Annotated in this window: 16 protein-coding genes and 1 pseudogene; 12 read left to right on the top strand and 5 right to left on the bottom strand. The window is 74.8% G+C overall.

Going from position 1 to position 21159, the window contains the following annotated elements; translation table 11 throughout:
• Positions 1-148 precede the first annotated feature (148 nt).
• From BU52_RS21015 to BU52_RS20995, 5 genes are read left to right on the top strand one after another with little or no spacing between them, the layout of a single operon-like run.
• Complete coding sequence (locus BU52_RS21015; protein ID WP_037936683.1) at positions 149-1003, top strand: DUF4132 domain-containing protein; 855 nt, start codon at positions 149-151, stop codon at positions 1001-1003.
• A complete protein-coding gene (locus BU52_RS21010) occupies positions 1000-6042 on the top strand; it encodes a hypothetical protein (RefSeq protein ID WP_037936679.1) in 5043 nt (1680 codons plus the stop codon). Before BU52_RS21015 ends, BU52_RS21010 begins: the two co-directional genes overlap by 4 nt.
• A 35-nt stretch (positions 6043-6077) precedes the next feature.
• Positions 6078-7247: an ATP-binding protein gene (locus BU52_RS21005; protein WP_037936677.1), complete on the top strand. Its 1170-nt coding sequence runs from the start codon at positions 6078-6080 to the stop codon at positions 7245-7247.
• Positions 7248-7252: 5 nt separating this feature from the next.
• Positions 7253-10927 carry a vWA domain-containing protein gene (locus BU52_RS21000; RefSeq protein ID WP_037936674.1) on the top strand — a complete coding sequence of 1225 codons (3675 nt, stop codon included), beginning with the start codon at positions 7253-7255 and terminating at the stop codon, positions 10925-10927.
• A complete protein-coding gene (locus tag BU52_RS20995) occupies positions 10924-12717 on the top strand; it encodes a hypothetical protein (protein ID WP_037936669.1) in 1794 nt (597 codons plus the stop codon). Before BU52_RS21000 ends, BU52_RS20995 begins: the two co-directional genes overlap by 4 nt.
• Positions 12718-12731: 14 nt before the next feature.
• Here the strand turns inward: BU52_RS20995 and BU52_RS20990 are convergent.
• Positions 12732-13598, bottom strand: a pseudogene (locus tag BU52_RS20990) (AraC family transcriptional regulator).
• A gap of 237 nt (positions 13599-13835) precedes the next feature.
• Here BU52_RS20990 and BU52_RS33865 point away from each other — a divergent pair.
• The 5 genes from BU52_RS33865 to BU52_RS20975 all read left to right on the top strand — a co-directional run bounded on the left by BU52_RS33865 (position 13836) and on the right by BU52_RS20975 (position 16057).
• Positions 13836-13976, top strand: a complete 141-nt coding sequence (locus BU52_RS33865; protein ID WP_407702054.1) for a hypothetical protein — start codon at positions 13836-13838, stop codon at positions 13974-13976.
• Between the two features lie 81 nt (positions 13977-14057).
• On the top strand, positions 14058-14279 hold the full coding sequence (locus BU52_RS20985) for a hypothetical protein (RefSeq protein ID WP_037936667.1): 222 nt from the start codon (positions 14058-14060) through the stop codon (positions 14277-14279).
• Positions 14272-14454 carry an NUDIX domain-containing protein gene (locus BU52_RS37010; protein WP_157847896.1) on the top strand — a complete coding sequence of 61 codons (183 nt, stop codon included), beginning with the start codon at positions 14272-14274 and terminating at the stop codon, positions 14452-14454. The genes BU52_RS20985 and BU52_RS37010 overlap by 8 nt, the downstream gene beginning before the upstream one ends.
• Before the next feature lie 39 nt (positions 14455-14493).
• Entirely contained in the window at positions 14494-15567 is a 1074-nt protein-coding gene (locus BU52_RS20980; RefSeq protein WP_037936664.1) for a P1 family peptidase, read from the top strand.
• A 49-nt stretch (positions 15568-15616) separates the two neighbouring features.
• Positions 15617-16057: an OsmC family protein gene (locus tag BU52_RS20975; protein ID WP_037936662.1), complete on the top strand. Its 441-nt coding sequence runs from the start codon at positions 15617-15619 to the stop codon at positions 16055-16057.
• A 47-nt stretch (positions 16058-16104) separates the two neighbouring features.
• Here BU52_RS20975 and BU52_RS20970 read toward each other — a convergent pair whose 3' ends face one another.
• Positions 16105-16722 carry a TOPRIM nucleotidyl transferase/hydrolase domain-containing protein gene (locus BU52_RS20970; RefSeq protein ID WP_037936661.1) on the bottom strand — a complete coding sequence of 206 codons (618 nt, stop codon included), beginning with the start codon at positions 16720-16722 and terminating at the stop codon, positions 16105-16107.
• A gap of 62 nt (positions 16723-16784) precedes the next feature.
• A complete protein-coding gene (locus BU52_RS20965; RefSeq protein WP_051858409.1) occupies positions 16785-17150 on the bottom strand; it encodes a winged helix-turn-helix transcriptional regulator in 366 nt (121 codons plus the stop codon).
• Between the two features lie 145 nt (positions 17151-17295).
• On the opposite strand from BU52_RS20965, the gene BU52_RS20960 reads away from it, so the two are divergent.
• Positions 17296-17880: a carboxymuconolactone decarboxylase family protein gene (locus BU52_RS20960; protein ID WP_037936658.1), complete on the top strand. Its 585-nt coding sequence runs from the start codon at positions 17296-17298 to the stop codon at positions 17878-17880.
• A 100-nt stretch (positions 17881-17980) separates the two neighbouring features.
• Complete coding sequence (locus tag BU52_RS20955) at positions 17981-18292, top strand: EthD family reductase (RefSeq protein WP_037936852.1); 312 nt, start codon at positions 17981-17983, stop codon at positions 18290-18292.
• 397 nt (positions 18293-18689) lie between these two features.
• Here BU52_RS20955 and BU52_RS20950 read toward each other — a convergent pair whose 3' ends face one another.
• Complete coding sequence (locus BU52_RS20950) at positions 18690-20258, bottom strand: mucoidy inhibitor MuiA family protein (RefSeq protein ID WP_037936656.1); 1569 nt, start codon at positions 20256-20258, stop codon at positions 18690-18692.
• A 9-nt stretch (positions 20259-20267) separates the two neighbouring features.
• Positions 20268-21159: DUF4139 domain-containing protein (locus tag BU52_RS20945; RefSeq protein WP_037936654.1), on the bottom strand; the 892-nt coding region annotated here is incomplete at its 5' end.

Raw genomic sequence — 21159 nt, 5'->3', positions numbered from 1 at the left:
CCCGACACGGCAGGTGACCACCCTGATGGCCCCGCCCCGTCCGCGGAGTGACGACGTCCCGCCACCTGCGTCCACCGGGCCGGAACCCGTTGTCAGAACCCTGCTCTACAGTTCCGGTCACTTGATCATTGTGGATGGGGAGGCCCGCATGGGGTGGGTGTCGGCCGGCGGCTACGAAGTCGCCCTCGACGACGGCAAGGTGGTGTGCCGCAACGCGGCCGGGCGACGGCTGAAATCCGTGCCGTCCAAGATCGCGGACGACCCGGCGGTGGTGGGGCTGCGCCAGCTCGTCGAGTGGCTGGAACGGCACGAACGGCAGTGCCTCGCCGACGTGGAGCGGTGGATGGTGCGCTCGCTCCCGGTGCCGTTCGCGGTCCTGGCGCGGGTGTGGCCGGACCCGGCCTGGCAGGCCGCCCTGCGCGACGTGGTGGTCACGGGGACGGACGGTGCGGTCGCCGGGTTCCTGCGGGACGCCGACCCCGAGCGCGGCCTCGGCCTGGTGGACCTCGACGGCGACACCGTCCGGCTCACGCCGGGTCTGGTCCGCCTGCCGCACCCGGTGCTCCTCGACGAACTCGAGGAGCTGCGCGAGTTCGCCGTGGAGATAGGCATCGAGCAGCGCGCCCAGCAGCTCTTCCGTGAAGTGTGGCGCCGGCCCGCGGGCGTCGACGCCGAGGCGGGCTCCGTCGAGGACTACGCGGGCGGTGCCTTCAAGGAGCTGAGGTTCCTGCACGGCCGCGCGACCCAACTCGGATACCGCGTCCGCGGAGGTCACGCCGTGTGCTCCGTACTGGAGGACGGCCGCGCCGTCGAGGCCCGGGTGTGGGTCGGCGACTACGACGGCTACGCGGAGACGGAGACCGGCCCGCTGGTGTTCACCGACCCCGCGGGCCGGGCGCTGAAGCTCGGTCAGGTCGGCCCCGTGGCCTGGTCGGAGGGCATGCGCATGGCGGCCGCGCTGTACGCCGGGCGCGACATCGAGGACGAGGAGCGTGCGGCATGACGACGTACGAGTACGACGGGATCACGTTCGACGAGACCACCTCGGCCGCGCTGCTCGACGCCGGAGCCGTGCTGCCCCCGGGCGCCACGGGCCGGGAGGACGCCGACGTCCTCACCGTCCGCACGTACACGCACACCGCGCTGGACGGGCGGAAGGTGGTACGGCTGGTGCCGGGCACGCTCGGCGAGGCCGAGGACCTCGCCCTGGACTTCCTGGGACTGGTCCGGGAGCCGGAGACCCGTGAGGTCGGGCAGGTGCGCCGGGAGACCCTCGGCTTCCCCGCGTGGGCACTGGTCAACGACCCGGCGAACGGGCACCACGCGCTGGCGCTGGTCAGGGACGTCGAGCGGCTCGCCCGGCAGGCCAAGTCCCGCCCCGGCGCCGCCAAGGAGGGCTTCGAGGCGCTCGGTGAGCGCCTCGGCCGGGCCGTCCCGCACTTCCTGCCCACCTTCTACGAGCAGGCCGCCCGCGTCTTCCTGCAGCACGAGAACACCACCTATGCGGCGGCCTTCTTCGGCAAGGCCCGCGACGCGGAGCGGGTGCACGCGCTGACCGTGGACGAGGAGCGGCAGCGGGCCGTCTTCTTGGAGTTCGCCTTCGCCGGGGCGCTGACCGTCAAGGCGCTCAAGGAACACGTGAAGGCCCTCGCGGCGCGGCTCGCCCCGGCCGAGGCATGGGAGCAGTTCCGGCAGCTGACCGTGGAGCGCTGCGCCGCCGGCATGCCGCCCTACGCGTCCCTGCCCCAGGACGCGCGCTCCCTGATCAAGGCGGCCGGTCTCGACCGGGTCACCGAGGAGTGCGCCCTGGTCGCGGACCTGCTGGCGTCGCCGGCGGCGGTACGGGCCCCGGCGTCCTTCTGGAACGCCTACCGGGCGACGCTCGTCGTCCTCGCCGAGCGGCAGCCCGCCGTACGGGGCCGGCTACTGGAGATCATGCCGGCCGGTCTCGGCCGCTCCACGGACGACGACGAGTTCTGGCTGGCGCTGCTCGCGGAAACCGGCGCCGACCTGCTGCTCACCGATGGGGCCGGGGCCGCGGTCGACGCGGCGGACTGGCTCACCCGCTGGGCACTGCACCGCAAGCACGGCGGCTCCGTCAGCGGCCGCTCACCCGCCACCCTGGCGCTCGTCGAGCGGATGGCTCCGCGCCTGCGCGCGGACGGCCGTCCCGTCGATCTCTTCTCGGGCAGGTGGCACGCCGGCGCCGACCTCGACCTGCTGGACCTGTGCAGGGCCGAGGACGTACCGCTCAAGCTGCCCGAGGCCGGTCAGGACGCCTTCCTCTTCGTCCACCAGTGGCTGAAGGAGACCCGGCCCGGACGCCGCGACCTGACGGCCGTCGCCGCCGACCCGCGACTGAGGCGCCTGCTGTACCGCGCCGTGGGGGACGTGAAGAGCCGACGGCCCGGCCCGGGGACGCTGGAGGCACTGGCCGGGCATCCGGTGCTCACCGACGTGCTGCGCGAGTGGCTGGACGACGCGGCCGGGGAACTGACCGCCGCGGCCGGCCTGCCCGCCGCGCGCGCCGCGCTCGAACGGCTGCGTCCGTTCCGCGAGGTCGCCCCGCGCGTCAGCCCGCAGGCCGTCGCGCGCGTCGCCGCCCTCGACATCGTGCCGCTGCTGCGCCGCACCCTGCGCGCGGGCATCCTCGACGAACTGGGCTGGCCCGCCCTGGACGAAGCGCTGCGGCGCCTGGACGCGGAGACCCGGCGCGACCGCGACGACACCCTCGCCGTCGAGGAGGCGTGGCCGGCGCTGATCCTCTCCCGAAGGCACAAGGCGATCGTCGTGGGGCCCGAGGACATCCTGCTGGAGCACGACCTGCGGCTGCCGGTGCAGCTCGACACCTGGCAGCGGCCGTCGTTCCGCTACGCGGACGGCGAACTGCTGGTGATGTGGCGCCAGGACGGCAAGCAGTACGGCTACTGGTCGGCCCGCCCGTCCGAGGTGTTCCCGCTCGGCGGCGAGAAGCTCCCGCACTGGTACGGCCGCGACGCCGGTGAGACGTCCATACCCCTGCCGGGTGGCGGCCGCGCCACCGGCGGCCGCGCTCTGCACGCAGGCGACACGGTCCTGCCCCCCGCCCGCCGCATCCTGGGTGACGGCACCTCGTACTGGCGCCAGGGCCGGCAGGGGCCGCGTCAGGTGTGGCTCGAGTACGACCCGGCCACCGGCACGCACGGACGCGCCTCACTGCCCGCGTTCCTGCGGACCGGCATCACCGACGGCGCCCCCCTGCTCCAGCAGCACTGCATGGTGCTGCCCTTGCAACCCGGCCTGGAGAGCAGCCCGTTCGGCACGGACGGTACGGTCCTCGGCCGGTGGGTGCGCACCGAGGGCGAGGGGGACCGGGCGCGCACCACCGTGGGCACGCCGGACGGCCGGACCGTCACCCTGCCCACGCCGGACGGCCGGATTCCGGGCGTTCCCCTCGGAGCGCTGCGGCTGCCCGGCGGCGTCGCACCCGTCGCCGTCGCCCGGTACCGCCAGGTCACCCTGTACACCGGCGGTGACGACGCCCGGGAGCTGGGCCGGGTGACCCCCCTGGAACAGGGCGGCGAGTTCGCCGCCGGCACGCGGCTCGTCCCTCCGGTGGACTTCTGGCACGCGCTGCGGCCGCGCGACGAGAGTGCCTCGGCGCTGCTGCGGGCGCTGAGCGACGAACAGGCCGGTGACCTGTTGCGCGCCGGTGAGCGTGCCCTGGCCGAACGGCAGGCGCAGGCGGCTGCCGAGGCCGCCCGGGCGAAGGCGGACGCCGACGCGCCCACCCCTTCGGGCAGCACGAACGGCACGTCCGCCGTGCCCGGCGCCGAGGAGTTCCTGCGCGAGGCCGTCACCCGCACCCTCCCCGCGCTCACCGAGCCGCATCTGCTCACCGGAGTCGCCGCCCTCGTGCACGCGGTACTGCGCCTGGCGGCGTCCGTCGCCACGTTCGTGACACCTCCCGCCGAGCGGCCCAGGACCGAACGCAAGCGCGTGGAGGGCATGTTCGCCGACTACAGCCCCGAGGACGGCGACGACCAGACGCTGCGCGAGGCGACCGCCGGTCTCGCCGAACAGCACGGCTGGTGGGGCGGCGGACAGCGCTGGAGCGCCCTGCGGCAGATCCGCGCCGTCAACCACGTCCTGTCGGGCCGGCCCGCCGACGGCACACCCCTGCCCGACGCCGCCCGGCTCGCCGGGCCCGCCGACGGGTGGCACAGCGACGACTTCACCGTCCCGGGCATCGGTGTGCTGTGGCCGTCCTTCCTGGACGTGCTGCGCCCGCTCGCCTACCGTGCCGCCTCACCGACTCTCACGGACGCCCACCGCAGGGCCCTGCTGCTGCTCTTCGACGCGATCACGGAGGGCCCCTTGGCGAAGCCCGGGGGTGCGCTGCGCGAGAGCGTGCTCAGCGAACCGCAGGGCGGCCCGGAGCGCGTCGGACAGGTGCTGCGCCGGGAGGGCCGCACCGTCGTCGTCCTCGGACGCCAGAGCGTCGACCATCACGCCAAGCGCGTGAACTGGCTGGCCCTGGACCACGATCCGGCTGGCGTGTTCGGCGCCGTCGCCCACTTCACCCTGGAGCGGGAGACCGCGCACCCGCCGGTGTTCCCGGCCGACGCGCTGGCGGCGGTGACCGCGCTGATCCGGGACAAGGGCGCGGCGACCTGGCAGGCGGAGGCGGCCGCCGCCCTGGCCGCCGCCACACACGACGGCCTGGGGCCCGTACAGGCGGCCCTGCTGCTCGCGGGGAAGCCGGCACAGCTCACCGACGAGGTGATCGCCGCGACGTCCCTGAAGCCACGTCAGAAGCAGCTCGGGGACGCGTTGCTGGCCTCGCTGGAGCCCGGCGACCGGCTGGCGCTGATCGGCGCGCTGCTGCCGGAGACCCCCGGGGACCTGTGGACCGCGGGACCGGACACGGCAGCGGCCGGCCGGGTGTGGACACAGCGCCTCGACGGGGTCGTGCGCCTGCCCGAGGACCTCGCGGGGGACCTCTCCCTCGCGGGGCTGTCCACCCGGAGCGTCGAGGAGGTGCTCAACCCCCGCCGCACCCCCTGGCTCAGCCGCACCACGGTGCAGCGGCCCGACAAGGACGGCAATCTCGTACCCGCGGACCCGCGTGCGCTGCCCGGGCGGTACGACCTGACGGGCGCCGTGTCCGCCCTGGCGGGCCTCGCCTACTCCCTGCCCTACGGGCACCCCCTGCGCGCCGTCCTGCCGGACGGGCTGGCCGCGCTGCGCCGCCGCGTCGCGGACCCCGGGCTGCTGCTCGACCTCGACCTGGAGTGGACGGAGAAGGGCTCCTCGACCGCCGCCGAGCTGCGCAAGGCGTACGGACTGCCCGCCGCCGGCGGCGCGGACGCGGACGGACTGACCCGCCTCGGCGAGGCACTGGTGCTGCGCCCCTGGTACGGCGACCAGGAGGCCGTCCTGGTCCGCACCGGCGCCCTCACCGAGGCGGACGACCCCGTGTTCGGGCTGGTCGAGGGGCTCGTCGGGCCCGGACGGGGCGAGGGCATGAGGGCGCTGCGGACGATCCTCGACGACGAACTCGCCCGCGCCCTCGCGGCCGGAACGGATCCCGAGGGGCTCACGGGGTACGCCCAGGACCCGTCCGTCAGCGCACCCGGACTCCTCGCCGAGGCCGCCGCGACCCACGGCCTGGGCGCCGACGCGGCGGCCCTCTACCTGCAACTGCTGGCCCTGCCCGACCCGACGGACCGCAACTGCGCGCGCTGGACGGGCTGGAAGCCCGCCCGCATGAAGAAGGCCCGCGCCGAACTGGCCGCCACCGGCCTGGTCGTCGAGGCCAAGCGGGCCCGCGCCGGACGCACGCTCTTCCTGCCGTGCGGCTGGCTGGACCTGAAATCCCCCGCCCTGCCGGTGGAGATCTGGAAGAAGGGCCTCTACCCGGTCCCCGGCCGCACCCGCGCGGTGCCACTGCTGCCGGTGCCCGAACTGTTCCGACGCGCGTGGGACCGCGTCCGCGCCGGTGACGTGCCCGCCTACGAGGAGCTCACCACCCGCGCCACCCGCAAGGGCCGCCGCCGATGACCACCGTCCGCCCGCACCCGGAAGACACCACACCGATGACCACCACCCCGTCCCCGTCCCCGGCCCGCCAGATCGTCCCGCCCGAGGAGCGGTACGCGACGGAACTGGCCTTCCTCGCAGCCCACGACGACGGGCCGCGCCCGCCCGCCTGGCGGCTCACGCCCCGCGCCGTCGTCACGTTCGTGATGGGCAGCGCCGGAAGCGCCCTGACACTGCCCGACGGCGCCGAGGTTCCCGACGGGATGCCGCGCCGCCTGGTCGTCGAGGACAAGTTCGTCGGTGACCGGGCACTGGTCGAACGGTGCGTGGTGACCCTTGCGGGGGAGCGCGGTCTGCTGCTCGTCGGCGAGCCCGGCACCGCCAAGTCGATGCTGTCGGAACTGCTCTCCGCCGCCGTGTGCGGCACCAGTGGGCTGGTCGTGCAGGGCACCGCCGGCACCACCGAGGACCAGCTCAAGTACGGCTGGAACTACGCCCTGCTGCTGGCCCAGGGCCCCACCCGGCAGGCCCTCGTGCCCTCGCCCGTGCTCACCGCCATGACCCGCGGCGCCGTCGCCCGTGTCGAGGAGGTCACCCGCTGCCTGCCCGAAGTACAGGACTCACTGGTGTCGTTGCTCTCCGAACGGCGGATCGCCGTCCCCGAACTGTCCGGCACCGAGGACGCGCTGGCGCACGCGGCACCCGGGTTCACCCTCATCGCCACCGCCAACCTCCGCGACAAGGGCGTGTCCGAGATGTCCGCGGCCCTCAAGCGCCGCTTCAACTTCGAGACGGTCGGCCCCATCGGGGACATCGACGCGGAGACCGCGCTGGTGCGCGGCCAGGCCCGGACGTCCGTGGAGCGGGCCGGGGCGCCGTTCCAGGTCGACGACGCCGTGCTGGAGGCCCTGGTCACCGCTTTCCGCGACCTGCGCGAGGGCCGGTCGGCGGAGGGCTGGGAGGTCGAGCGGCCCTCGACGGTGATGAGCACCGCGGAGGCCGTGTCCGTCGCCGGCGCGCTGGCCCTCGCGGCGGCCTACTTCCCGGGCGACCGTGACGTGCTCGGACTGCTGCCGGGCCATCTGCTCGGCGTGGTCCGCAAGGATGACCCCGCCGACGCCGCCCGGCTGCGCGGCTACTGGGACGGCCCCGTCCGGCGCCGCGCCGAACAGGGCTCCGCCACCTGGCGCACCCTGTGGGACCTGCGTACGGTCCTGGAGGGCTGACAGCCGTGTCCCTCTCCCACGGAACGGCGCCCGAGGGCGCGCCCCTCCCGCCCGGTGAGGCGCTCGCCCTCCTCACCGGCCCGTCCGCGCCCTATCTCGTCGGCGTACGGCACCACGCGCCCTCCCTCGCCGCGGCCGTGCCTGCGCTGCTGGACGAGGCGAGGCCCGAGGTGCTGCTCGTCGAACTGCCCGCCGAGATGCAGCAGTGGCTGCCCTGGCTCGCGCACGAGGACACACGGGCCCCGGTGGCGCTGGCCGCCGCTCCCGGTGACGGGAGCGGCGGGGGACCGGCGTTCTACCCGTTCGCCGACTTCTCCCCCGAACTCGCCGCCGTGCGCTGGGCCGCCGGGAAGGACGTGCCGGTGGTCGCCTGCGACCTGCCGCTCACCGACCCCGCCTGGGCCGCTGACCGGCGGGCCGGGGGAGCGGAGGCCGGCCGCCCCGGTCTCGCCACCGCCGTGCGGGCCCGGCTGACGGGCCGGCCGGGGGACGACCTCTGGGACAGGCTCGTCGAGGCGACCGCCCCGGGTTCCCCGCCCGAGGCCCTGCGCCGGGCCGCCCTGCTCACCGGGTGGGCCCTGCGCGCGGACGCGGCCGCCTCGGGCGGCGTGCCGGAGCTGGACCTGCGGCGTGAGCGCTGGATGCGCGCCCGGCTGGCCGAGGCCACCGCCCGGGGGGAACGGGCCGCCGTGGTGGTCGGCGCCTTCCACGCCCCGGCACTCGTGCGGAAGGACACGGGAGCCGGCACGGGAGAGGAGCCCGGACCCGCCGACGGCACGCGGCGGCCGGGCTGGACCACCTCCCTCATCCCGTACTCCTACGCCCTCCTCGACGAGCGGTCCGGCTACCCCGCGGGCATCCGCGATCCCGAGTGGCAGGACATGGTGCTGCGCGCGGCGGGGGACCCCGCGGCGCTCGAGGAGGCTCTGACCCGGGCGGCCGTACGGGTCTGCGCCGAACTGCGCGCACTCGGCCACCCGTCGGGGCCCGCCGACGCACGGGAGATCAGCCGGCTCGCCTCGGACCTCGCCCGGCTGCGCGGCCTGCCCGCGGCGGGCCGCGGTGAACTGGTCGAGGCCGTGCAGACGGTGCTCGCCCAGGGCGAGCCGTACGGGCGGGGCAGAGCCGTGGCGCGGGCGATGGAACGCGTCCTCGTCGGCACGCGCAGCGGGCGCCCCGCCCCGCAGGCACCGCGCAGTGGCCTCGCCCCCGCCGTCGAGACCGAGGTGGCACGGCTCGGCCTGCCCGGCCCCGAGTCGGGCGGCCCGGCGCGGGACCTGCGGCTGGACCCGCTGCGGTCCGAGCTCGACCGGCGCCGGGAACTGCTGCTGCACCGCCTGATGGTGTGCGGGGTGCCCTACGGGGAGCCCAAGGAGGTCGCCGGCGCGGGCGGCGCCGAGGCGCTCACCTCCCGCTGGGAGGTGCGCTGGACCCCCGCCACCGCGGCCGTGCTGTCCGCCGCCGGCATGCGGGGAGTCACCCCGGAGCAGGCCGCCGAAGGCGTCCTGCGGGAACGGCGCCGCGCGGAGGGCGACGAGGGCGGACCGACGGCAGCACAGGCCCTCTCGGGGCTCGGGCAGGCGGCTCGGTGCGGCCTGCCCGGCCTGGCGGACGAACGGCTCGGCGACATCGCCGACGTGCTGCCCCGGGCCGGCACCCTGCCGGAGCTCCTCTCCGGCCTGGCCCTGCTGGACCGGCTGCGGGCCGGCCACGTCCCCGGGCTCGCTGCCGAACCGGACCGCGAGGCCCGGGCGGCCGCCGTCGCGGAACTGCTCACGGCGGCCGCGGTACGCCAGGTGGACGGCCTGACCGGATCCGAGGACCCGGCCGACGCGCACGCCCTGCTCGAACTCTCCCACCGGGCGGACCTGCTGGGCGGCATCCGGCTCGCCGACGCCCTGGTCCGCCTGTCGGCCGACGGCTCCCCGCTGATGCGCGGTGCCGCGGGAGCCGTGCGCGTGCTGCTCGGGCACGAGGACGCGCGGGCCTTCGGCGACCGTGTGGCCTCCTGGGTCGACACGGCCACCGACCCCGGCTCCCGCGCCGCGCTCACCGCCCGCCTCAGCGGACTGCTGACCGCCGCCGGCCCCCTGCTGGAGGCGGCCAGGCCCGCCCTGGAACCACTGCTCACCCGGGTGTCCGAACTGCCCGACCGGGCGTTCCTCGACCGGCTGCCCGCGCTGCGCGCAGGCTTCGACACCCTGAGCCCCGCGGCCCGCGACCGGCTCTTGGCCTCCGTCGAGGAGCGCCTCGGCACGGCGCACGTCGCCGGCACGGACGGCGTCGACCCGGCCGCTCTCGCCGCGTGGACAGGGGCGGACCTCGCGGCCCGCGCAAGGCTGCGGTCACTGGGCCTCCTGCCCGGGGCCCGCACCGTTCCGGCCGGGGCGGACCCGGCGGAGGGCGATGCGCGGGGCGGCCCACCGGAGGGGAACGGCAGTGGTGCCGCGGACGGCGACGCCCCGCGGCACGCCGCCGTGAAACCCGCCCCGGACGGCACGGCGCGGTCCGGACCGGACGGTCCGGCGGTGGACGGCGGCGCCGGCACCGGGACCCTGCGCTCCGAGGACGACGTCCTCACCCCCGCCGACCGCTGGCGCCTCCTGCTCGGCCGCCGCACCGACGCGCTGCCGCCGTCCGCGGCTCCGCTCGCGACCGCGCTGGACGAGCTGTACGGCAGTGGACGTGGCGAAGGCAGCCGGGGGAACCTCGCGGGCCCGGGGACGGGCGGGGGACGCGAGGCGCCGTATCCCGGTGTACGGGAGTGGTCCGAGGAACTGGCCGCGCTCTTCGGGCCGGGCATCCGGGAGGAAGTGCTCGCGGCGGCCGCCTCGTCGGGCCGCGGCGACGTCCTCACCGAACTCGACGCGGACAGCGCACGCCCCTCGGTGGACCTGCTGCGCACCGTGCTGCGCCACGCGGGCGGACTGCCCGAGGCCCGACTGGCCGCACTGCGCCCCCTCGTGCGGCGCCTGGTCGACGCACTGACCAGGCAGCTGGCCACCCGCCTGCGCCCCGCCCTGCACGGCACGGCCCTGCCCCGCCCCAGCCGACGCCCCGGCGGTGGCCTGGACCTGCCCCGCACGCTGCGGGCCAACCTGGCGACCGCGCGCCGGAACCCGGACGGCACCGTCTCGGTGATTCCCGAACACCCGGTCTTCCGCGCCCGGGGACGCCGGACCGCCGACTGGCGGCTGGTCCTGGTCACGGACGTGTCGGGATCCATGGAGGCCTCCACGGTGTGGGCCGCGCTGACCGCCTCCGTCCTGGCGGGCGTACCCACCCTTTCCACCCACTTCCTGGCCTTCTCCACGGAGGTCGTCGACCTCACCGGGCACGTCGACGACCCGCTGTCCCTGCTGCTGGAGGTCAGCGTCGGCGGCGGCACCCACATCGCGGCGGGACTGCGGCACGCGCGCGAGCTCGTCACCGTGCCGTCGCGCACCCTCGTCGTGGTCGTCAGCGACTTCGAGGAGGGCTATCCGCTCGGTGGTCTGCTCGGCGAGGTCCGCGCGCTGGTCTCGGCCGGCTGCCACGTCCTGGGCTGCGCGAGCCTCGACGACACCGGACGGCCCCGATACTCCACGGGCGTCGCCGGTCAGCTCGTCGCGGCGGGCATGCCCGTCGCCGCCCTCAGCCCGCTCGAACTCGCCCGCTGGGTAGGGGAGAAGATCGCATGAGCCCGGACCTGCCTCCGGTCGCCCCGTCCGTCACCGCCGAACTCGTCGCGGCGCTCCCGCCCCGGCTGCGCAAGCGGCTGGACGCGGGCGTCACCAAGCTCCTCACCCGTCCGGTCACCCGTGAGGGCGACACCGTGCGGATCGCCGTCGACGACGGGACGGATCTCGTCCTGAGCGCCCCCGGCGGAGTGGTGACCGGCGCCGACGCGATCCACTGCGGCTGTCTGCTGGCCCCCGCCTGTCTGCACCGCGCGGCCGCCGCATCGGCCGCCCCGGTCGCCGACGACGCCCCGGCACCGGAACCCGGCCGGGCCACCGCGACGCGGGACGGGACGGAGCAGACGGAAGCGCAACCGGCGGCGCGGCCGGGGCCGACCAGCGGCGAGACGGCGGCCGGGACCGCCACCGCCGCACAACGTGCCGCAGCACGGGAGGTGTTCGACGCGGCCGCCGCCGTCCTGGAGGCCGGTACGGACGGCGCCGGCGCGGTGCTCCAGGCAGGACTCCTGCACGCCGCGCACACCGCGCGTCTCGCCGGCCTGCCGAGGGCATCCGCCGCGGCCGTCTCCGTGGTGACCGCGGTCCGGGCGGCCCGCACCGCCGACCCCGGGTACCGGCTCACCGACCTCGCCGGCGCGCTGTCCGGTGTCCTGGGCGTCGCCCACCGCCTCCCGCACGCCACCGGCCAGGAGCTGACCGAACTGCGCGGCACGGTGCGGCAGCCGTACCGTCCCGACGGCTCCCTGCGCCTGTACGGGCTCTTCTCCGAGCCCGTCCTCACGGCCACCGGCCACGCGGGCGCGGTCACCTGGACCACCGACGCCGACGGACGCCTGTACACGGTGTCGGACGTGGCACCGGGCGGACCCGCACGGGCGGCCGGGGCCGCCGACCGGGCCGTACGCATGGGAGACACCGCTCTGACCCACCGTGAACTGTCGCGCGCGGGGCTGGCCGTGTCCGGTGCCACCGTCTCCCCGACGGGCCGCCTCGGCGCGGGCGCCGGGGTACGAGCGGTCCGCGCGCCGGGCGCCGCATGGCGCGCCGAGCCGCTGGACCGGCTGTGGGCCGTGCCCGCCACCGCACAAGTGACGCGGGCCCTGAGCGGCGGACAGGACCTGCTGTTCCTCGAGGTGACCCTCACCGGCACCGTGCGCGAGACGACGGGCGACTGTCTGCTGGCGGACTGCGGGGGAGTGTCCCTGCGGCTGGCCGCCGCCCATGACGACCCCTCACTGCCCTGCCGCGACAACCTCCGCCTGCTGGCCGCCGCCGTCGGCAGCCGGGTGCGGATCGTCGCGCGCCTGGTGCCCGGACCGGTCCCCCGTGCCCTGCTCCTGGCCACCGAACACCCCACCGGCCCGGACGCCCGGGTGGACCTGGGCCTGGACCGCCTCCAGCGAGCGGATCTGCCCGCCGGGGCGGTCGCGCCCCCGGCCGACACCGCCCCCACCGTGGACGAGGCACCGCTGCACCTGCTGCGCCGCCGCGTCCACCAGGCGGTGTCGGGCGGCCGCCGGGTCCTCGCCTTCGCGGGGAGCACGCCGGGCGACGCCGTCCGCCTGCGCCGTCTCGGCCTCGCCACGGCGGCCGGTCTCCTCGACGATCTGCACGCCGCCGCCGCAGACCGCTCCCGTGACGCCTTCGGCCGTCTGCTCCCGGCCGACACCGGCCGCTTCACCCTGACCTGGCTCGCCGCCGCCTTCTACACCGACGTCGTCGAACGGGCCCTGTGCGCGCACGCATGGGGAGCGGACGCGAGCGAAGCGGGACTGCCGGACGGGGTCTGACCGGCCGGCGGGCCCTACCGGTCCTCCCGCTCCACCGGGAGCCACAGCTCCGCGTCGGCCTCGGTGTGGTCCGGCGACATCCGGGTGCGCAGGATCTCCGGCCCGGGCCGGCTGCGGTAGGGATTGGACGGGAACCACTCGGTGAACACGTCCCGCCACAGGTACTGGATGGCCTCCGGGACCGGACCCGAGGCGGTGAACACCGCCCAGGTGCCGGCCGGGACGGGGAGGACGGCGGTGCCCTCGGGGACGGGCGCCGTCGTGATCACCCCGTGGTATTAGTCCAGTTCGGTGCCCTCGGCACGGCTCGGGTCCAGGTCGTCGCAGACGGCGACGATGCCCTGCGGCTCCTGGTCCGACAGTTCCGCCAGGCGTTCGAGCGTCTGCCGGTCGATCCCGCGGACGAAGTCGATGATCGCCTGGTTCGGCCCCGTGTGCACCAGTGGCACCCTGGTCCTGGGGCCGACGACGCTGAAGGCCGGCCGTTCCGTCACGCGATAGCGCATGCTGTTGCTCCCTTCGACGGTGAGGCGGAAGGTCAGCCGGGGCTGGGAGACGAGCGCGGAGCCCGTGCGCCGCGCCTCTCCCGGGCTCACACCGTGCACGACGCGGAACGCCCGCGCGAACGCCTCGCCCGAGCCGTAGCCGTACCGCGTCGCGATCTCCAGCAGCGTTCCGCGCCCGCCGAGCACCTCGGCCCCCGCGACGGTGAGCCGCCTGCGCCGGATGTACTCCGACAGCGGCATCCCCGCGAGCGCGGAGAACATCCTGCGCAGGTGGTACTCCGACGTGGCCGCCACACGAGCCAGTTCGGCCACGTCGACCGGCTGGTCGAGATGCCGCTCGATGTGGTCCATCGTCTGGTTGAGCCGCTCCAGCACGCCCCGGCCTCCTTCCTCTCTCGCGATCACCACGCTAGGCAGCGCGCCCACCCCCGCACCCGACATCCTGTGCCCGATCCGGTCGGGCGCGAGCGACCACCGGCCGCGCGTCCCGAGACGGTGGAGCGCCGCGGGGCCCGGCACCCGTCGGCGGCCTGGACCCCTGCCTGCGGCTGGAGCCTGACCGCGGGTCGGCCGTCCGGGGGACGCCTCTCATCGCGCAGGGCGCCGGCCCACGTGAGCACACCGGCGGCGACGACAGCGGCGTTCACCCTGTTGCGCACACCGCTGGGCCGGGCCGCGGCCGGCCGCATCCTCTTCGGCGACCGGTCCTTCCCGGGCAGCCCGGCCCCGCGCGTCGGCGCCGCCCGGATGTGACGACGACGGGGCGGCCGGACGGCCGACGAGCCCGCGCGTGCCCCGCATGCGCTCGGATGCCACCCATAGCACGCTGGTGTCATGGCGAGCGACCAGCCCATCGTGATCTATCCACCCGGCGAGGACGGCGGTCGGCGCGTCCGCGCGGGAACCCACTTCCTGGGCATGGCGTACGGGCTGCTGGACGTCGTGGAGTTCCTGCGCCTGGCCGGGCTGGACGACGTCGACGACGACTGGATGCGGCGGTCCGCGCGGGTCGAATGGCGCGGCGGCGGCCCGGACGAGTGGACCGCCCCTGGCTGACCCGGCCACGCTGGGAGGCGGTGTGGAGGCCGGTGAGTCCTACGAGGAGTCCGGAACACGGGAGTTGGCGGAGGAACTCGGTGTCCGGACCCGCCCGGCCCTCGTGTTCAGGTTCAGGTGCGGGTTCGAGCGGTACCTCGTCGTACGCCGGGAGGCTGATCGGCGCGGTCGGTGACACCGGTGCCGTCGGCGTACCTGTGTACCGTCCGGTCGTATGGATCCCCTGCCTCATCCCCCGTCCGCGCCGGGCGTCCGGCGTCGGGCCCGTGATCTCGGCATCGTCATCGGACGCATCCCGGCCGGTCCTCTCGACGCGATCACCGATGTGCCGGGCGTCCGCGTCGGGCACACCAGCGTGCGCGGACACCCCGATGTGCACAGCGGGGTCACCGCCGTCGTGCCCGGTGCGGTGGGCCCCCGTACACCCCTGCCCGCGGGCGTGTTCACCGGCAACGGCTACGGCAAGCTCATCGGCACGACGCAGCTCACGGAACTCGGCGCGCTGGAGACCCCCGTACTGCTCACCTCCACCCTGTCGGCGTTCCGTGTCGCCGACGCCCTCGTCGGCTGGATGCTCCAACAGCCTGGAGGCGAGGGGACGCAGAGTCTGAATCCCGTCGTGGGGGAGTGCAACGACGGTTGGCTCTCCGACATCCGCTCACGGCCCGTCCACGAGGAGCACGTGCGGGCCGCCCTCGACGGAGCCTCCGCCGGGCCGGTGGCCGAGGGCTGTGTCGGCGCCGGCACGGGCACGGTCGCCCTGGGGTTCAAGGCCGGCATCGGCACCTCCTCGCGCACGCCCGACCTGGGAGACCGGCGCTCCACCCTGGGCGTGCTGGTGCAGGCGAACTTCGGCGGCACCCTGCGGGTCCTCGGCCGCACCGTCACCCCGTGGTCCCTGGGCCTCGCATCCGACGACGGTGAGCCCGACGCGGAGACCGGCTCCTGCATGATCGTGGTGGCCACGGACGCCCCGCTCGACGCCCGGCAGCTCACCCGTGTCGCACGGCGGGCCGTGTTCGCCCTCGCCCGCACGGGCGCGGCCTACGGACACGGCAGCGGTGACTACGCCGTGGCCTTCGGTACGCGGCCGGACGTGGGCGCTCCCGTGGCGGACGCCGCACTGGGCCCGCTGTTCGAAGCGGTCCTGGACGCGGTGGAGGAGGCGGTGCTCAACTCCCTGCTCGCCGCGACGACGACCACGGGCTTTCGCGGCCGGACGGCTCCTGCTCTCCCGCCGGACCTGCTGCTGGACGCCCTCGCCGCTCCCATCCCGGACTGCCGGTGACCGGGACGCCACCCCCGAGTGCGCGCGCACGCGCGACTACTGTCGGCACATGAGCGAAGACTCCAAGCGTTCCGTCGTCGTCGAGCGAACCGCCACCGGCCACTTCGTCGCCACCAACGCCCGAGGGGGCACCCTCCACTTCGGTACGGCCGCCGGTGGGGGCCACAGCACCGCATTCACCCCGGTCGAACTCCTGCTCGCCGCGATCGGGGGCTGCACGGCCGCTGACGTCGATGTGGCCACCGCCCGCCACGCCGAGCCCGCCCGATTCTCGGTATCGGTGACGGGCGACAGGATCAGCGACGAACTGGGCAACCGCATGACCGGTCTCGTGGTCACCTTCGACGTCACCTTTCCGGACGGTGAGGGCGCGGACCGCGCCCGCGCGATCCTTCCCCGGGCGGTGAAGGCGTCCCACGCCCGTCTCTGCACGGTCAGCCGCACCGTCGAGACCGGCACGCCCGTCACCGTGACGATTAAAGGCGGCTGACCGGACGGCGCCCGCGCGGGCCCAGGCGCCGGGACCGGTTACGGCCGTCAGAGACTCGCGAACAGGCCGTCGAGCGGGGCGGGTACGCGGTCGGGGCCGAGGGCCTCGACGAGGACGCGGCCGTACTGGATCTTGCGCCCCTTCTTGGTGCCGAGAAAACGCCGGAGCTGCTGCTGCGGCGCGCGGCCCTGCTGTGCGGGCTGGCGCAGGAAGGTCCGCAGGGGGCGCTCGTCGCCCTCCGCCCGGATGATCTCCCGTACCCGCTGCACGCCGAGTGCCCGGATGAGTTCGTCCTCCAGGTCCGCCGCGCAGACGTGGCATCCCTGGCCGTCCGCACCGGCCCGGGCCAGGCCACGGGCGTAATAGCCGTACTCCGCCTCGTCGCACAGCCCCGTCAGGCGCAGGCCGAGACCGGGTGGCCCGGCCAGACCGGCGAAGCGCCCGACGCTCATCGCACCGCCCATCGGCAGCACGCAGATCCCTTCTCCCGCCAGGTCCCGGCCACGGCTCGCGGCCAGCGCGTCGACCGCCGCTGCGTCGCTCAGCCCTTCCAGCAGGACGACCGTCCGGACGCCCAGTCGTGCCGCCAGTTCGTGCGCCGCGTCGCCGGAGCCACCGGCCGCCCACGCGGTGACCGCCTCCCGGAACGTGCTCATGTCCGCCATGGGACGAGTCTTTCGTGCGGTACGCCCACCGCGGTAGCGAGTTTCCGTCGCAGGTCGTACCCTCACGCGCCCCGCACGGAGTCTTGCGCAGCGCGGACGGCCGTCGTCCTGCGCGTTCCGGGATCCGGCGGGTCACCCGGGGGCGGCTCCTGATCGTCGTGTTCTTGCTCCTGCGCCCAGGTGATCGCCCATTCGTCGAGCGGACGGAGGGCGTGGCCGAGCGCTGTCCCCAGCTGAGTGAGCTCGTAGCCATCGACCGAGGGGGAGATGATCCCGCTCGATGTGAGTTCACGGAGCCGCTGGTAGAGGACGCTGGACGACAGCCCTTCGCACCGTGCCAGCAGCGCGCGGGCGCCGAGCGGACCCGCACGCAGTTCCCAGAGGATTCGCAGCGCCCACCGACGGCCGAACAGGTCCATCGCGGCCATGAGGGGACGGCCGGTCGTCGATCCGCGAACCGGTGCTCCTGGGCGCGGTGTCGGCATACTCCTCCTAGTCCTTGTGTTTCGTTATTCGAAACACTAGCATCCACTCGGTGTTTCTGATTTCGAAACGAACACGACGGGAGAGCCGATGTCGCGGATAGCCCTGCTGGACCCGCCGTACACCGACCAGGCCGGCGCACTGCTCGCGCGCATGATGCCCGGGCAGGCCCCGCCGATCGGGCTTTTCCGGATGTTCGCCAGAAACATCTCCATGGCTGACGCCATGCACGGGTGGGGTCGCTACGAGCTGGGCAGAGAGCTGACCCTGACCATGCGGGAACGCGAGATCGTCATCGACCGGACGTGCGCGCTGTGCGGCTGCGAGTACGAGTGGGGCGTGCACATGATGACGTTCGCCGAGCGAGTTGGACTCACCCGCGAGCAGACGGCATCCCTGGTGCACGGCGGCCCCGCTGACGAGTGCTGGCCGTCCGAGAGTGAACGGCTGCTCATCCTCGCTGTCGATGCGCTGCACGAGCGCTCCGACATCGATGACGCGCTGTGGACACGGCTCGTGTCGGTCTTCGATGAGCTCCAGTTGCTCGATCTGCTTCTGCTGTGCGGGTGGTACCACGCCGTCAGCTTCGCCGCGCGCGCCACGCGCGTGCCGCACGAGCCCGGCGCGCCTCGCTTCGCCGACTTCCTCCCCGTCGCGACCGGGACCAACCGATGAGCACTGCCCGGGAGCACTCCAGGCGCGACAGGTCGTCATGCATAAGTTGGTGGTCCTGTGTTCCAAGCCCGCCGACCCCCTGATCTGGACGGAGACCGTCATGCATAAATTGGTCGTCCTGTATTCCGAGCCCGCAGACCCTGACCACTTCCGCGACTACTACGTGACCAACCACCTTCCACTGGTCATGAAGATGCCCGGCCTGCTTGCGTGGCGCTACAGCTTCGACGTGGCGGCGACCGACGGAGAAGTGCCGTATTTTGCCATCTTCGAAGGCGACTTCACCGACGCCGCCGCCATGGCCGCGGCGCGGGCGTCGCAGCACGGCCGACGGGTGGCCGCCGATGTCGCCAACTACGCCACCGGCGGTGCGGTCGTCATCCACTATCCGGTGCAGCACGGCCCCGGCTGAGGCAGGACGGTACGCTCCGGGACGCCTTCGGTCGGCCGTTGCGGCCAGGTCCGGCCATCGGCGGAACGCCGTTCGCGGTTGCCGGTTCGTCGAGGGTCAGAGGGGGGCCGATGTCCTGGCCGGATGTCACGGTGGTTGATGCGTGCGTGCGCCACGACGGCCGGGGCGGCAGCCCCACGGCCGTCACCGACGACGACCCGGCGGCGACGGACGCGGACCGGCGTGCGGTCGCTGGTGCGGCCGGCACCTCGCACGCGGCGTTCCTCGGCCCGAGGCGGACGTCCGACGGTGGCTGGCCAGAACTACCAGCACGGCTCGGTGCTGCTGGGCGGCGACAGGTCCGGTGAGTACTGGACGCTGGTGGGGACCGGGCCGCAACGCGGTCGGGTCTGGTGGCTCAGAGGCCGGTGACCTTGCTGCTCGCCGAGATGTCGTAGACCAGCGTGACCGTGCGCCGGCTGCCGGGGGCCAGCGGGACGTCCCAGCGGACGATGCCCTCCGCGTCGATCGCGTCGGGCACGGGCGAGCAGGCGTCCCGGCGCACGCGCACCTCCACCGCCGAGACCTCGGAGACGGGGACCCGCTCCCGGAGGACGATCACCCTGTCGTCGTGCTCGCCGGGAGCGGAGAACCGGGAGAGGTCGAGCCGCACGGTCCGGGTGACGACGGTCCGCTGGGTGATCCCGGTGGTGTCACGGGTCTCCTCGGTGTGCCGCAGCACCCGGTGATCGTCCCGGCTGCCGAAGGCGAGGTCCACGGGAGCACCGGGGGCGGTGAAGTCCAGGGTGCCCCGCCCGAGGAAGCCACTGCCCCCGATGAGGTCGACGGGACCGGCCAGCAGGGCGTGACCGGACCGGTTGTCGAAGCGCACCACCTGGTCGACCAGGGGCGACAGCTCGGGGGAACAGGCGTACTCACTCCGTGCGGACGTGGTGAACGAGGAGAGCGGGACGCGGTGGGCGCGGCCGTCCGCCGGCACGGAGACCGGGGCGGGGGAGCGGAGCACCCGCACCTCGCCGCCGTCGTCCACTCCCGGCAGTCCCAGCACGGGTACGGGACCCAGGTCCGCGACCTCCTCCTCGCGCAGGTCGACATGGACGGTACGGCGCTCCGCTGCGGAGCGGTCCGTCAGCGTCAGCCGGTCCTCGCCGAAACGGGGCGGCTCCGCGGCCGAGGCCGAACGGGCGGTCGACAAGGTCACCGGCACGTTCGACCAGTCCTCGCCGGTGCGTTGCCAGACGATCGCGTCGGTGTCCAGGGTGAGGTGCTCCCCGTCGAGTACGGCCCGGTAGGCGGGCCGCCACAGTGCGCACGGGGTGAGGTGGTTCAGGCGCAGCTCGGCCTCCCCGGCCGCCGTCGCCCGGACGGTCAGCACGATGTGACCGACCAGCTCCGCGTGCGCCGTCTCGGACACCTCCATGGCCCGCTGGACCTCGGAGAGTTCGGCGGTGACTCCGGCCAGCCGCGCCTCCACCGTGCGCAGCCGCTCGCCGTGGGAGTCGCGTTCCCCGTCCACCCGGTCCAGCTCCCGGGCCCACCGGTCCCTTTCCGATTCCCCGAAGCCGGCACCCTCGGAGATCTCCCGCAGCAGGTCGGCGGCGAGCCGACCGAGCAGATCGAGACGGGCACGCAGCCGGTCCCGCCGCTGCTCCAGCGCCGACCTCTCCTCTTCGAGACCCGTCACGTGGTGACGCAGCGCGGAGTCGTCGTCGCCGGGCCTCGGTCCGCGCGGCGTCCACGTGCGCACGATCCGCACGTCCAGCACGGTCGCCGGAGGGCCGCCGGTCAGTTCCGCGTGCAGGGTACGGTCGACGGCCAGCGCGCTGACCGGTCCCAGGAGCAGACGCTGGGTGCCGGCCTCCAGATCGAGCACGGCGGTCCGCTCGATGTGAGCACGGTCCTCCGTACAGGTGACGGCGGTGACGGGCAGGGGAATCACGGGGATCGGCTCCGATGACGTAGACATGCCTGTGTGTCAGCTCCTGCGGTTGCCGCCCGTGAGGGCCTTTCCGGCGGGGACGCGGATCTCGTAGCCGCCGTCGAGGGCGGCGGTGCCACCGGCGGGCAGCTCGACCCGCCACAGACGCGTGCCCGGCACGTGCCGCTCCGGGCCGTCGCCCTCCTCCGGCGCCGTCCAGTCGGCCCGTTCCTCGACCCGGACGTCCGCCTCCGAGGTGACGGGCACGCGCTCGCGCACCTCGACGGAGACCGGTACGCCGAGCCGGTTGGCCAGTTCCACGTGGACGCGGTGGTCGAGCACGGTGACGTTGTTGCGCAGACCGGCGGTCGACTCGTGCAGACTCGTACGGCGCGAGACGCCGATCGCCTCGGCCGGCCCGAGCCCCACCCGGGACACACCGCCCGGCGCGAGCGTCGGCAAGGAGGCGGTCAGCAGGTAGTCCTCGTCGACGGTGACCTCCACGGGTCCGGCGAGCAGGGCCTGTTCGGTCGCGTTGGAGAGCACCAGCGTCGTGTACGCGGTCTGTTCGACGGACGGCACACAGATGTACTCCGTGCGCAGGCCCACCGGGATCTCGCCGACGGTGACGGTGTGCCAGGTGCCGTCCGACGGAATGTCGGCGGGGGCGGCGGCATCGAAGCGGTGGTCGAAGGAACCGGCGGACTCGCGGGGCCGCACGGTGTGTCCGGGGAGCGGCAGCGCGGCCACCGCCTCGGCGCGCCGCCGGTACTCGGCGGTCACCGGGTCGAAACCGGCGGCGGGGAACAGCCGGCCCCGGCGGCCGTCCCGTTCGTCCGGCCCGCACAGGACGAGCGCGCTGTAGTCGAGCTGTGCGCCGTCCGGCCGAGGCGGCCCGGACGCAGGCGCAGGCGCAGGCGGCGCGGACGGGGCGGCGGACCTCGCGGGC

This window comes from Streptomyces toyocaensis, assembly GCF_000725125.1.
Lineage (GTDB): Bacteria > Actinomycetota > Actinomycetes > Streptomycetales > Streptomycetaceae > Streptomyces > Streptomyces toyocaensis.
The sequence above is the reverse complement of the archived record's forward strand: the minus strand, read 5'-3'. Positions and strand labels throughout refer to the sequence as shown.